The sequence below is a fragment of the Ralstonia sp. AU12-08 genome (genome assembly GCF_000442475.1).
Taxonomy (GTDB): domain Bacteria; phylum Pseudomonadota; class Gammaproteobacteria; order Burkholderiales; family Burkholderiaceae; genus Ralstonia; species Ralstonia insidiosa.
In genome coordinates, this window is sequence record NZ_ASZV01000003.1 from 172,683 (window position 1) to 185,869 (window position 13,187).

At 62.9% G+C, this 13,187-nt stretch carries 12 protein-coding genes and 1 pseudogene; 6 read left to right on the forward strand and 7 right to left on the reverse strand.

Features of this window, described 5'->3' with window-relative positions; all coding sequences use genetic code 11:
- Window positions 1-45 precede the first annotated feature (45 nt).
- The 4 genes from C404_RS31870 to C404_RS31885 form a co-directional block, all read right to left on the reverse strand.
- A complete protein-coding gene (locus C404_RS31870) occupies window positions 46-552 on the reverse strand; it encodes a redoxin domain-containing protein (RefSeq protein ID WP_021192732.1) in 507 nt (168 codons plus the stop codon).
- Window positions 549-1,832: a sialidase family protein gene (locus C404_RS31875; protein ID WP_065426156.1), complete on the reverse strand. Its 1,284-nt coding sequence runs from the start codon at window positions 1,830-1,832 to the stop codon at window positions 549-551. The genes C404_RS31870 and C404_RS31875 overlap by 4 nt, the downstream gene beginning before the upstream one ends.
- Window positions 1,820-4,147, reverse strand: coding sequence for a TonB-dependent receptor (locus C404_RS31880; RefSeq protein WP_021192734.1), 2,328 nt, complete (start codon window positions 4,145-4,147; stop codon window positions 1,820-1,822). Before C404_RS31880 ends, C404_RS31875 begins: the two co-directional genes overlap by 13 nt.
- Window positions 4,148-4,243: 96 nt before the next feature.
- Window positions 4,244-4,645: a DUF2946 domain-containing protein gene (locus tag C404_RS31885; RefSeq protein WP_021192735.1), complete on the reverse strand. Its 402-nt coding sequence runs from the start codon at window positions 4,643-4,645 to the stop codon at window positions 4,244-4,246.
- A gap of 177 nt (window positions 4,646-4,822) precedes the next feature.
- Between C404_RS31885 and C404_RS31890 the strand changes: the two genes are divergently transcribed.
- Window positions 4,823-6,022, forward strand: a complete 1,200-nt coding sequence (locus C404_RS31890; protein WP_021192736.1) for a hypothetical protein — start codon at window positions 4,823-4,825, stop codon at window positions 6,020-6,022.
- A 3-nt stretch (window positions 6,023-6,025) separates the two neighbouring features.
- On the opposite strand, the pseudogene C404_RS60545 reads toward C404_RS31890, so the two are convergent.
- A pseudogene (locus C404_RS60545) lies at window positions 6,026-6,167 on the reverse strand (alpha/beta fold hydrolase); the annotation flags it as partial.
- 127 nt (window positions 6,168-6,294) lie between these two features.
- Between C404_RS60545 and C404_RS31895 the strand changes: the two are divergent.
- Window positions 6,295-7,305 (forward strand): TraB/GumN family protein, encoded by a 1,011-nt coding sequence (locus tag C404_RS31895; RefSeq protein WP_021192737.1) that lies wholly within the window; start codon window positions 6,295-6,297, stop codon window positions 7,303-7,305.
- A 13-nt stretch (window positions 7,306-7,318) separates the two neighbouring features.
- On the opposite strand, the gene C404_RS0129465 is transcribed toward C404_RS31895, so the two are convergent.
- The gene (locus C404_RS0129465) at window positions 7,319-7,627 is read right to left on the reverse strand and encodes a DUF1272 domain-containing protein (protein ID WP_031328711.1); all 309 of its coding nucleotides are present in this window, start codon (window positions 7,625-7,627) and stop codon (window positions 7,319-7,321) included.
- Between the two features lie 152 nt (window positions 7,628-7,779).
- Between C404_RS0129465 and C404_RS31900 the strand changes: the two genes are divergently transcribed.
- Together C404_RS31900 and C404_RS31905 are read left to right on the forward strand one after the other, a co-directional pair.
- A complete protein-coding gene (locus tag C404_RS31900) occupies window positions 7,780-8,112 on the forward strand; it encodes a YnfA family protein (RefSeq protein ID WP_021192739.1) in 333 nt (110 codons plus the stop codon).
- Window positions 8,113-8,311: 199 nt separating this feature from the next.
- Window positions 8,312-8,575: a hypothetical protein gene (locus C404_RS31905; protein ID WP_235180606.1), complete on the forward strand. Its 264-nt coding sequence runs from the start codon at window positions 8,312-8,314 to the stop codon at window positions 8,573-8,575.
- A gap of 10 nt (window positions 8,576-8,585) precedes the next feature.
- On the opposite strand, the gene C404_RS31910 is transcribed toward C404_RS31905, so the two are convergent.
- Window positions 8,586-9,614, reverse strand: coding sequence for a dienelactone hydrolase family protein (locus C404_RS31910; RefSeq protein ID WP_031328712.1), 1,029 nt, complete (start codon window positions 9,612-9,614; stop codon window positions 8,586-8,588).
- 1,116 nt (window positions 9,615-10,730) lie between these two features.
- Between C404_RS31910 and C404_RS31915 the strand changes: the two genes are divergently transcribed.
- Together C404_RS31915 and C404_RS31920 are read left to right on the forward strand one after the other, a co-directional pair.
- Window positions 10,731-12,533, forward strand: a complete 1,803-nt coding sequence (locus tag C404_RS31915; protein WP_031328718.1) for a S10 family serine carboxypeptidase-like protein — start codon at window positions 10,731-10,733, stop codon at window positions 12,531-12,533.
- Between the two features lie 19 nt (window positions 12,534-12,552).
- Window positions 12,553-12,945, forward strand: coding sequence for a hypothetical protein (locus C404_RS31920; RefSeq protein ID WP_031328719.1), 393 nt, complete (start codon window positions 12,553-12,555; stop codon window positions 12,943-12,945).
- Window positions 12,946-13,187 lie beyond the last annotated feature (242 nt).

A 13,187-nucleotide genomic window follows, 5' to 3' on the forward strand; every position in this document is an offset into this window, starting at 1 on the left:
GGCCGGGATTATTTCAGAGCGCTTCCTCCAGTAGGTTAAGAGAGCTTAGTGTGCGAGCGCCCCGTCCAGAGCTTCCGGCGTGAGCAAACCGCTCGATGCATGACGCTTGCCGTCGGCGCGCAGGATGATCGTGCGCGGCATCTCGCCTTGCCAGCCGGGGTCCAGCGCGGCGCGCATGCGCTCGGGCATGGCTTCTGCATTGGCGTATTGCGGCATGCGTGCGAGGCCGACCTTGCTGTCACGTGCCAACGGCGCCAGCGCGCGGTTCATCATGTCGGCCTGTTCCGGGCCGTCCATCGCCACCATTACCACGTCCACGTTTTGTTTGGCAGTGCGCCGCCATTGCGCGATACGACCGATGTTCTCGCGGCAGTAGCTGCAATCGAGCGACCAGATTTCGACGATGAGCGGGCGGGTGCGCGGCGTCTGCAGCAGCGCCGGCACGTCGCGCGCGAGCAGCGGCTGGAAGTGCAGTGCTTCAGCGGCCTGCACGACAAACGCTGCGGCAGACAGCACCGCTCCCATCACCCAGGTCTTCACGCGGATGTTCATAGCGCAGCCTCCAGCGTTGCGTTGGCGGGAACCGCCTGGGTCACGTCGATCAGCCGATAGCCCTCAGCCTGCGTGCGCCACGACAGGTAGATGCGGCCATCGCGCGCGAGCAGTTGCGGATGGTCGCTGCCGCTGTCGGTGCGCGCCAGGCTGACCGGCGCTGTCCAATGCGCGCCGCCATCAGTCGACTTGCGCAGCAGGATCTGCATGTGGTCGTCGGCAAATTGCTTCCAGGCGAGCCACAGCGCGCCATCGGCAGCCAGCAACGCCGGGTGCGATGCCTGCGCACCCGCTTGCGCGGAACCGGCAAACGCCCAGGCACCGCCAATCGGTCGGCCATCTGCCGAGAGTCGGCTGTAGAACAGCCCCGGCTTGTCCTGCTGCACCGAGAACCACGCCAGGTGCCGCACACCATCGGCCGTCACGGCCAGGGCCGGGCCGTGGTGCGGGCAGGCATCCACACGCCACTCGGAGAACGTCGCACGCGTGATGGCAAGCGGCGTGTTGTCGACGGGCAAGGTCGCCAGCGCATGATCGCGAATCTGCCCGGCAAACACGTTGCGCCAAAGCGCCAGCATGTGGCCGTTGGCATCTGGCGCCAGCGCAATGCGGCAGCACTCGCAGGTCTGGTCGATCACCTTGCGCTCCGGCGCGAACGTGGCGCCCCGGTCGGTGGAGACGGTGTAGTACACCGCCGCACCGTCATACGGCTGCTTGGCTGCCTGCGCGCGCAGCAGGTCGCGCTTGTCGATCCAAGTGACGAAGATGCGGCCGTCACCGTCCACCGCAATCGAATCGAAGCGATGCGTGATCGGCTGGCGATCATGGTGAACGACGATGGGCGCGCTCCACGCCTTGCCGCCGTCCAGCGAGCGCGAGAAGCGCACGTAGCCCGTGTACGGCGCATCGAGCGGACGCGACCAGCTCACGTACAGCGCACCGTCGGGGCTGGCGATCACCTTCGGGCGGTTCTCGCCGTCGGTGTAGATCGGCTCTGGCTGCGGGGTGATGCGCTGCGGCTTGGACAGCGTCTTGCCCAGGTCATCGGACGACGCAACCACCACGTGCTGCCCTTCGGCCCAGGTCACCCACAACCGGCCCGCCTTGTCGAACGCGGCCGTGGTGGCGAGTTGCGCGCGTTGTGGCTGGGCGGCGGCCTTGCCCGCCATGGCACCGTGGTCGTGCCCTTCGTGTGCGAATGCCAACGTACTTGCCAGCGCCAACAGCAGCCCAGCGGCCCATCGGGACAGTGAAGGAATCGAATGCATTACAGACGCCATTTCAGTTGGCCATAGAAGGTGCGCGACGGATACGGGTGGTACACGAAATACTTCCGATCCGTCAGGTTGTCGATGCCGAGCGCCAGCGTGAAGTGCTTGTCGATGCGATAGCTGGCTTTCAGGTCCACCGTGAAGAAGCTGCTGGTGCCGCCGTAGACGTTGGGCAGCACATCGGTGTTGTCGAGCGTGCCGTACTGCCGGCCCGAATAGCGTACACCTGCACCCACCGTCCAATCCGGCGTGGCATGCCAGCTCGCGAACAGGTTGGCGCGTACGCGCGGCATGCGCGGCCAGGTCTTGTCGACGTAGGTGGGGTTGGCGGCATCGGCCAGCGTCTTGGCCTGCGTGAAGGCCACGTTGGCCTCCACATCGACGCCGCGTACGCCCACATCGCGCATCACGTCCTGCCCGGAGTAAGCAAGTTCGATACCGCGCGTGCGCACGCGGTCAACGTTCTGCACGTTGGTCACGTTGGGCGTGACCAGGATGTTGGTCTGCGTGTAGATGCTGTCGCGCACGTCACTCTGGAACAGGCTCGTGCGCAGCGTGCCGTAGGGCACCGCCTGCTCGACGGTGAAGTCGAAATCGTTGGCGCGCTCGGGCTTGAGGTTGGGGTCGTTGTTGACGATGGTGTTGCCGCTGATCGTGCCCTGGAACAACTCCGACACCGTCGGGAAACGCACCGCGCGGCCATACGACAGGCGCAGCAGCGTGTCTTGCGTGGCTTGCCATTGCAACGCGGCCTTGGGGCTGAACGCGTCTTCGGTGCGGCTGGCGTAGCCCAGCGTGGCGCTACCGTTGCCAAGCTGGCCGTTGTAGGCGCGCCAGGTTTCATAACGCAGGCCCAGCGTCGCCAGCCAGCGCGGCGCAAAGGCCCAGGCGTCTTGCAGGAAAACGGCCTGCGTCTGCGTATCGCCCTGGTAGCTGGATTTGAGTGTTGAGATCGCCCCGGCCGACCAGTTGGTCGCGTTGAAGGTCTGGTTGCGCAGGTGGTATTGGTCGTAGTGGTAGCCGGTGGTGAAGGTATGGCCGGACACCGTGGGCGAGATGGCCTTCACGTCAAAGTTGGACCAGCCCGTGCCATCGCCGTAGAACACCATGCCGGGGCCGTTGCCGGCGGCTGTGTTGGAAGCGCGCAGGATGTCGCGCGTGACGTTGTAGGCCGAAGTATTGGCGTCGATCTTCCAGCCGCCGAGCTTGCCCTTGACGCCCAGGCCGTAGAGCCAGTTTTCCTGGTCGCCGTTCTGCGGGGCAAAGGCGTTCTGGGCGATGGTGTACGGCGTGCCGTTGACGAGCACGTTGCCCCCCGTCACGACGTTGCCGGCCGCATCACGCAGGAAGCTCAGCGCCTGATCGTTGTAGTGGTTCTCCCAGTGGCCGAGCGTGAGCGATGCCTCCAGGCTGTCGCTAAACACATAGCCCATGCGCAGCGTCTCTTGCAGTTGCTGCGTGCGCTCAAGCATCTGCGGCCCGAGAATCACGCGTGGCAGGCCGTTGGGGCCGAGGTCTTGCCTGGCGCCTGTTACCGGCACCGGCGTGCCGCCCGGCGTGAACCTGGAGTTGGGCGTGGCGTACTGCATCGGCTGGCTGTCGTTTTCCAGCCGATCGACCGACAGCGCATACCAGAACTTGCCGATGCGATCGCCCAGCGATGCGCTCTCGTGGTTGCCGGTGACGTTGCGCGAAAATCCGTACGCATCGCTGAAGCGCTGGCTCATGACCTGCGTCTGGGCTGCGGCCTCGAAGGTCTCGGGCTTGCGCAACGTCATCGAAATGGTCGTGCCCATCGAGTTGCCCGGCAGCAGCGCGGAGAACGGCCCGTACAGAATATCGACGCGCGCCAAATCATCCGGCCCGACCATCGACCAACGCGGCGGGTAGCTGTAGCTGGAACCGAGCAGGTTCGAGAGCAGGATGCCGTCGGCATACAGCAGGCCGCGCGCGCTCTGAATCTCGTTGAAATCGCGGCCGGCAAAGATGGAGTTGCGATCGCCAATGAAGCGGCGGCGCACCATCACGTTGGGCTGGTATTTGACTGCGTCTTCGGTGGTGACGACGTTGCGGTCGGCCAGTTGGTCAGCGGTGACGGTCTGCACCACGGCCGGCGTGTTGCGGGCGAACGGCGCGGGCGCGGCGTTGGCGCGCACTACGGTGGGCGCGAGCTCCTGGGCAACAAGCGCAGGGGCTTGCGCGGTATCTTCGGCAAAGGCGGGCAACGAGATGGACAGCGGTGCCGCTGCGCTCAGGGCGAGCGCTGCACGGCACACCAGCGTGCGCTTGGGGCGGGCAGCCACAGCGCGCTTGTGGAATGACATCGAGGTGGTCTCCGGATTGCGATGGCGCCGGCCATGCACGCGAACCTGCGTGCGGCCAGACGCAAAAGCGCCGCGAGGCTCAACCCCGCGGGCGCATCAGATCGACAACGACGGAGACGCAGGCGGCGCGCGCGACTCGGCCACGCGCAGCGCACTGCGCGCATACACGGGTGCCGGGCTGGCCGGCTGCCGCACGCGATAGATGAAATGGGCGGTGGGAACTTCCAGCGCCGGCGGCGATGCCAGCGCAAACCCGGCGGCAAACCCCGGGCAATACAGGCAGTGCGCCACGCTGTGGTGGGCAGCCGAATCCTCGTTGGAGCCATCGCCTTGCAAATCGATGGTCACCTGCACCGTGCTGCCATGCGGGGCCGTTGCGCTGCACAGGTCGACGGCGAGCGTGCCCGTGGCTGCCGCGCGTGCGGAAGCGAGCACCGGCGACAGTACATTCAGTACGATCGCAAGCCAGACGAGAGCGAGCCAGCGGCGATGGAGCATGGGGTGGGACGATGGAGTCCGGGGAGTATAGCGCTGCACATGGTTCCCCGTTTTGCCTGCGACGTACTGTCGCGCAACGTGCGAATCGGGCAGATCAAGTTGCAGTCCGTTGGGATTTATCCTTAATTATGGAGTTAGCTATAATTTATACCGTAACCCATAATTGCGTCTAAAGCGATGGCACCCACCGATTCAGACACCGACACTGGCCGCTTCAACTTCCACCGCCAGGACCTCGCCCACACGCTGTGCGACAGCCTGGAGGGCAAGGGCCTGGCCGATGCGCGTTCCGGCCTGTTCCTGGCGGCGCCACGGCGCACCGGCAAAAGCACCTTCCTGCGCGAAGACCTCGTGCCCGAAGTCGAGCGCCGCAAATGGGTCGCCATCTACGTCGACCTCTGGGCCGACCGCGCCCGCGATCCCGGCCAGCTGATCGCCGATGCCATCAAGTCCAAACTGGCCGAATTCGACGGGCCGATCGCCAAGCTGGCCAAGCAGGCCGGCATGGAGAAGGTGGAGGTACTGCGCGCCTTCACCTTCAATCTGGGCAAGATCGGGCTGCCGCCCGGCATTACCCTGGCCGATGCGCTGGATGTGCTCTACAAGGCAGTGCAGCGGCCGATCGTGCTGATCATCGACGAGGCGCAGCACGCGCTGTCCACCGAGGCGGGTACCAACGCCATGTTCGCGCTCAAGGCCGCGCGCGACCAGATGAACCAGGGGGTGGAGGCACAACGGGGGCCGCACCTGTTCCTGGTCTTCACGGGCTCAAACCGCGACAAGCTTGCCAACCTGCTGCTCAACCGTACGCAACCGTTCTTCGGCTCGCGCGTGACCAACTTTCCGCTACTGGGCCGCGCTTATGTGTCGGCCTATACCGCATGGGTCAACCAGCATCTGGCGCCCAACAACCAGTTCAAGGAAGACGACATCTTTGCCGCCTTCCAACTGGTCGGACACCGGCCGGAGATGCTCAAGGGCATCGTCAGCGAGATCGCGCTGGAGCTGGGCGAGGCCGCCAGCCTGGGCGAGCTGCTCAAGCGCGGTGCACAGGGCTTTCGTGACCGCATCTGGGGCGAAATCGAGAGCGAATACAGCGCCCTGACTGAAATCCAGCGCACCGTGCTGGCGGTGCTGATCGAGCGCGGTCAAGGCTACTCGCCGTTCTCGGAAGACGCGATGAAGGCCTACGCCGCACGCCTGGGACACAGTGATTTCTCCACCGCCACGGTGCAAGCCGCGCTCGACGCACTGCGCGACAAAAACCTGATCTGGAAGGAATCGCGCGGCGCCTACGCACTCGAAGACGAAAGCCTGGCGCTGTGGTTTCGCGAAACGCGCGGCGCGCACGCCGTACCGCCGCGCTTAAGCGAATAACCGTCAGGTCTGCAGACGAAACACCGCAACACGCGCGGCGATCGGTTCCGGCGCATCCTCTAGGCTGCCATGCCCCACCCCGCGCAACTGGTGGACGGGCCGCCTGCGGAAACAGCGCGCTGAGCAGCGGCAGGAAGTGCTCGGCGCGAGGCACTGCTCGCCACCGCCGATTGCGCGATGGCGGCATGGGACGCGATGGGACGCAACGGCCGGCGCCCGCTAAACTGCAGGCATCACGCTCACAAAATCACAAGATTTCTCGGGGAAGAGTCATGGCACGCAATCGCACCCAGTGGCGCACGCTTGCAGCGGCGCTCTGTCTGTTGTCGGGCATCGGCACCGCCACGGCGCAAGACGCATCACCGCAAACCGCAAGTGTTTGCCCGCCGCCTGCGTCCGACTCCATCCCCAAAGACGGCTGGGCCGCCGCCGCCCAGCGCGCCACCGACCATGGCCTGCTCTGGCGCATCGAAAAGGACGGCCGCACATCGTGGCTGTACGGCACGATCCACGTTGCGCGTGCCGACTGGATGCTGCCTGGCCCTACCGTTCGCGATGCGCTCAAGCACAGCGATGCTGTTGCCCTGGAACTCGATCTGCTCGACAAGGAAGGCAGCCGCAAGGCATTCGCTACGCGCACGACCAAGGACGATGTTCGCCTGACAAGCGGCCGCCGCGGCGAGCGCCTCGACAAGCTCATCGCTGCCGCGTGCCTGCCCGATGCCGCGCTCACGCAGATCCGCAAGTTCCAGCCGATCATGCAACTCGCCTCATTGTCAGCACTGGGGCTGCGCGCTGACGGGCTCTACCCCGATTTCGGCATCGACCTGTTTCTGACCACTTACGCCAACAGCGTGCACCTGCCCGTCGTGCCGCTGGAAACCCTGGCCGACCAACTGCGTGTGCTGGACGAAATCGTGCCGAAGAACGAGATGGTGCAGCAGTTCGACACCGAGCTCGACGCCATTGAATCAGGCGAGGCGCGCACGCAAACCCTGACGCTCGCCAATGCCTGGGCCGATAGCGACCTCAGCACGCTGGAGCGCTATCCGCAGTGGTGCGATTGCCTGAAAACGCCATCGGACAAGCGCGCCTTCAAGCGCCTGGTGACCAACCGCAACCGCGCCATGGCCGACAACATTGCCCGCGTGCATGCGCGTGGCCAACGTGTATTTGGTGCCGTGGGCGCGTTGCATATGATCGGGTCGCAGGGGTTGCCGGCCCTCATGGCTGCGCGCGGATTTACGGTCACGCAAGTGCTGCCGCCGGCAGCTTCGCACTAACCTGCGCTGGGCGTTAGCGCTTCTCCGGCGGGGTCGCCCCGACGGCAGCTGCCAATTGCGCATGTGCGGCCAAGTCGGCCGGCCGATGCTTGACCGTGGCACTGGCTGGATGGTTGCCAAGGAAATTGCCGTTCTTCCAGTTCTGGGATGGACGGATTGGCCGCGCGGTAAAACCACCGCCGCAGTTCGGGCACACGTTGCCGAGCACCTCATCCGCACAGGTCACGCAGAACGTGCATTCGAACGAGCAGATGCGTGCATTGGTGGCGTCGGGTGGCAGCGCGGTGTTGCAGTGCTCGCAGGTGGGCCGAAGTTCAAGCATGGGGTCCCCAATCGTGTTGTTGTTGGATGAGACCGCAACAATACCGAGAAACCGCTGCGCCCACACAAGCCAATGCCATGACGCAGCCATCCCGCCGCAACGTGCCACAATCGGCACCTGCATCCTGATTGCCCCGGCACCGACTCGTACTCGTGGACTTCCTCCGCATCGCCCTCCTGTTTGCCGTGACCGCCCTGGCGGAAATCGTTGGCTGCTACCTGCCGTGGCTCGTGCTGCGTCAGGGCAAACCCATCTGGCTGCTGCTGCCGGCAGTGGCATCGCTCGCGCTGTTTGCCTGGCTGCTGACACTGCACCCCACGGCGGCCGGGCGCACGTATGCGGCGTACGGCGGTATGTACATCGCCGTAGCGCTGGTGTGGTTGCGCTGGGTGGATGGCATTCCCCTCACGCGGTGGGACATCGGCGGCGCGGCCATCGCGCTGATCGGCATGGCGGTGATTGCGCTGCAACCGCAGGCAACTTGATCGATTGCGCGCGATATTTACGCTTTCCTGACCAAAACGGAACGCTAAGCCACGGCTATGATCGGAAAGAGGATCATTGCTGTCTGCAACCGCGCAGTCAGTCACTGCAGCCGATTGCCGTCAATTCAGTCCTTTTTGCCGATGGAGGGCCTCCATGCCTGCCACAATCCTTAAACACCTTGTCGTGGCGACGGCGTTGATGTCCGCAGCCATGACCGCTTCTGCGCTCACAACGTCGTCCACCACGTTCTCCGATCAGGAGCTTCAGGCGATGCTTGCGCAAAGCCGGCCGGTGCAGTCCGACCAGACTGCCGAGCCGACATCAAAGCCGAGGCTGCGCATCGGCCTGTCCGATTCGAGCACAGAACTCGTGCTGCCATGGTTTCTTGCCGAGCTCGTCAACGCCGTGAACCAGCGCACCTCCCCCCAGGACCTGGCAAAAAACCTGCGCGACGGAATCTGACTGCCCCGCCTCAATGGCCGGGAAAGAAAACCTCTCGCACAAAAGCCTGCACGTCTTTACGGGACTTCTGGTACGCGGCCTCGTTGCGTCCCACATGCGCGCCCAGCGACATGCACCCAGCGAAGAAATCCCGGAGCTTGGCGGGTTCAATGACTTCGCCAGTGCGCTCGGCGGTTGCCGTCCACGTATCGATATCCCACCGCACGACGCCGCATGACGTTGCCTTCGTAGCCCGGCCCAGATAAGCCAACGCAACCGTGCTGTCCCACCCGTGCCGAGCGCTGTCATAGCGGATCGTCCGTACGGGCACACCGGCATCTGCGTAGCGCTTGGCCAGCTGTTCGCACGGCTCAGGCATCACATAGTCGTCATCTGCCCCCACCAGATTGAGCATGGGCGCGCGACTCAGGTCGGGCGACCAGAACACCTGGCTGCACGCCGCATACACCGGAATGTGCAGCGCAAACTTGAGATCGCTCTTGATCACGGCGCGCCGCAGCGGCTCTTCTTCCGTTTGAAAGGCCACCGTACCGCCGCGCGAGAACCCCATGATGCCGATGCGCGCCGGGTCGATACGCGGGTGGGTCGCCAGCAATTGCAGCGCCTGGTAGGCATCGACCATGTCGGCCGAGTGGGGCACGCGCGTCTGGTCTTCCACCGTGCGTTTCACACCGCGCGGCTCGAAGATGTAAATGACAAAGGTGGCAACGCCGACCTCGTTGAGTGCCTGCACCCATTGCGCCATGGCGGGTTCCACACCACTGCTGCCGTGCACGAGCACGATGGCGGGCACCTTGGCGGCATCCGTCTTGGGCAGCGACAAGTCTCCCCAGACTTTCTGCTCAGGCCAATTCTGCCGACGCTCGCGCGCCAGATCGAACATGGTCTTGGGGGTGAAGCTGTTGAACTCGATCCGACCTTGGGTGTCCGGTTGCAGCGCCTGTGCCACCGCCATGGGCGACAGCACGACAGCAGCCAGCCAACTCAGACAAGAAACCCACCGGTTGAAGTGCAATGCATGGCCCGCTTCGTATCGCATGACACATCCCCTTGCGCAGATGATGGTTGATGTCCCGTAGAACCATCTTAGGGAGAACCTCTGGCACCGCAATACCGTCTGCCACTGGTTACACGTGCTGGCAGCCGTCTTGCAGGCTGTACGTCCATACAGCGACTTCTGCGACGCTCTGCCCTGCGGGCTGGTTCCTCCATGGCTGTGCCGGTTTGCCCGGACGCGCCGCCAATGGATACGAGCGTTTATTTTTTATAAACAGAGATAACAATGACTCTGCAATCAAAACACGGAAGATTGCCCTACAAGACCCGGTTTAATAGTGTAGGCAAACCAAAACCCTTATCCATATTCAGTCTTTGCCCATGAAGCACCCGCTTAAATTGATGAAAAATTTATCGCGTAATTTTTCGTAAACATCGATTTCGCATCAAAATTACAAAGCAAAAAAAATAGACGCATCACTCCATTGACACGGCAAATTTTGCCTCTATGATTCAACCACTCTTTTGACGCCAGACTGATGGCGAGAACCGAGCAAAACACCCAAAAGGTGTAAAAAACGGCCATCGATATCACCCACAATGGCCCGACAACTATCCTGATCCGGGAGACAGCATGTTGTCCGCAAGATCACAACAAAGAGATGGAACACGAGCACAACCTGGGCGCATAAGAACATATGAATTCCATGCCCGGAATCAGCCCCCCACTGCACCAGTGCACCATTGCCGTGCATCTGACGCTTGGTCAGCCAATCGCCGCATCATGCAATCGAGCAGCCCGGTGACGCCATTCACGACAGATGGAGGCGGTGACACCAGTTCGCCGCCAGAACCCACTGTCGACCTTGTTCTCCTCAAGCCACCGCCCTCCGGTGGCCGTGACTGGACTTAGCGCTTTTCAATGCAGATCAGGAATGCTTTTTTGATTCTTGATTTGCATGAAACCCGCCGCTAAAGCGCCGATCGCACCGATCAGATTATTGGCATTCATCGTTATCGTTTTTTTGATCACTGCGTGAAATCGTTTTGATTTCTCCAGTGAAATAAAAGCGTGCGTCGATTATTTTGCCCATTTTTGGTGATTTCTTCGCCAGGCGGCTTCTTGTTTGTTCGTATCTCATCAATGACAGGGATGCAAATGAAACCAAACCGTAGTTCCAGTGGTAATGGCCTTGGCCGCTCTCCTGCTTTGGGGCGGCTGGTCGGCGTTGGCGCGCTGCTTGTCGGCATATCGCTTGTTACCGGGTGCGGGGGCGATGATGGCAGCCCCGTGGCGTCCGCGGCGAGTACAAGCCAGACAGACGTGACCGCGAAAACGGTATCGACCAACCAGCCCTATGTCGACCCGGTTGCGTATTCGTCCAATGCGACGGATAGCCTGGATCCGTCACAGGTGTCCGAGAATGCAGCGGTCATGCACTACCAATGGACGGCCGGCGCCACCCCGGTGAACTACACCACCACCACCGGCCACCTGACCGCATCGGACGCCAGCGGCAACCCCGAGGCAACGATGTCATACGTCGCGTACACGGCGCCCAGCACCAACGGGCAGCCGCGGCCTATCACCTTCTTCTATAACGGGGGGCCGGGTTCGTCGTCGATCTGGTTGCGCCTGGGCTCATTCGCGCCCACCCGGGTTGCCACGCCTGATCCGCTGCTCACCAACTGGCCGAACTACACCCTGGTGGACAACGCGGAAAGCCTGATCGCCACCACCGACATGGTGTTCATCGATCCGCCGGGAACCGGCCTTTCCGAAGCGATTGCGCCGAACACCAACAGTTCGTTCTGGGGCAGCGATGTCGACGTCAACGTCATGCGCGACTTCATCCAGCGCTATCTGACGGTGAACAGCCGCAGCAGCTCGCCGATCTATCTGTACGGCGAGTCGTACGGCACACCGCGCACCAACATGCTGGCGCTGGCGCTGGAATCGGCGGGCGTGCACCTCACCGGCATCGTGCTGCAATCGTCCATCCTGAATTACTTTGCGGATGCGGTGGAAGCCACCGCCATCGAGAACTCGACCGCAGGGTTGAAGCTCGCGACCGATACGCTGGTGGGCTACTACCCCGGCTATGCCGCAGTGGCGTCGTACTTCAACCAGGTCTCGCCAAGCCAGCCTAACCAGTCGGCGTTTGCGACACAGTCTGAGCAGTTCGTCACGAACAAGTACAGCGCGTTCAAGACGTACGCAAACTCGTGGGCGCTCAGCCAGCTGGGTTCTCCAAACGCGCTCGGCACGCCGAAGTTCCCGTCCAAGTCGACGCTCGCGTCGTGGGAATCGCCTTCCGGCCTGACGCTGCAGGCGTTGACGGGGTACTTCAGCAAGACGCCGTTCCAGACAACGCTCCTGCCAGGCACCACGATTGGCCGCTACGACGGGCGCGTATCGCTGCCGAACTCGGATTCGCGTCTGGCAAGCGACGGAGACCCGTCGGACATCCTGATCTCGCAGCCGTTCACCACCGCGCTGCAGACGCAGATGCCGAACTACCTGGGCTATACCGCACCGAACGCAACGTTCATGCCTCTGAACGACAACATCATCGGTTCGTGGGACTTCTCGCATGATGGCCAGCCGCTGCCAGATACGTTGCCCGATCTGCTCGCCGCCATTCAGATGAACCCGCAGCTGAAGGTGCTCGCGTCCAACGGCTACCACGATCTCGCCACGCCGTTCTTCAATACCGAGAAGCAGTTGGCGCGTCTGCAAACCGTGTCGGGCCTGAACCCGAAGCTGCAGGTCACGTTCTATCAGGGCGGGCACATGATCTACCTGGATGACGTTGCCCGGCCGCAGATGAAGAGCGATCTGGTGGCGTATTTCGGTGGTCAGTCCATTCCGTCCGCACTGACGCTGGCAACGCTGCCCGCGCCGTGGGCCGACGAGAACCCTGCTGGCACGCCAACACTCACCGCACAAGCTGCGCATTAATCTTGATGAAGGAGTGATCATGTCCCTTATGAACACTGTGCGGCGCATGCTGCCCGCCATTCTCCTCGGTGCGCTGATGGGTCAGGCTTACGCATCGCCCACTACGCAGTCTGTGGCCCCAGTGACGCTGCCAAAGGGCGGCCACGGCGTGGATGGCCCGTTCTTTCCGGCCAACAAGGCCGCGCCTGCCGCCTCTTCCACGGGTGACCAACTGCAGCAGGAGGCCCAGCAGCGCATTGTGAAACGGCTGAGTGCAAACGCGGCGCTGAGCAAGGGTGGTTCGATCACCAAAGCGCAAGCCCAAGCCAGCGGTCTGGGCTATGTGGCAAAGCACTTTGACCAGATTGACACCGCCCATTCAGGCCAAGTCTCGATCAGCGATGTGCAGCGGTACGTGCAACAGCGCCACTAGTCCGCTGATTCATTGAAATGGGAGGTGAAGGCCATGTCATGCGGGATGGAGCGCTAGGCGCAAAGCGCAGCAATAGCGGGCTATTGCGAGCATTTGCAACGACGCGATGTGCCCGCATGGCATGGCAGGCACCGACCCATTTCAGGGATTCAGTGGACTAGGCAGGTCTGACGCACGCAAGCGGGTCTTACCGTGCGCAAATACGGTGGTGCCGCGCCCGTTGCCAGGGTGTGACACCACCG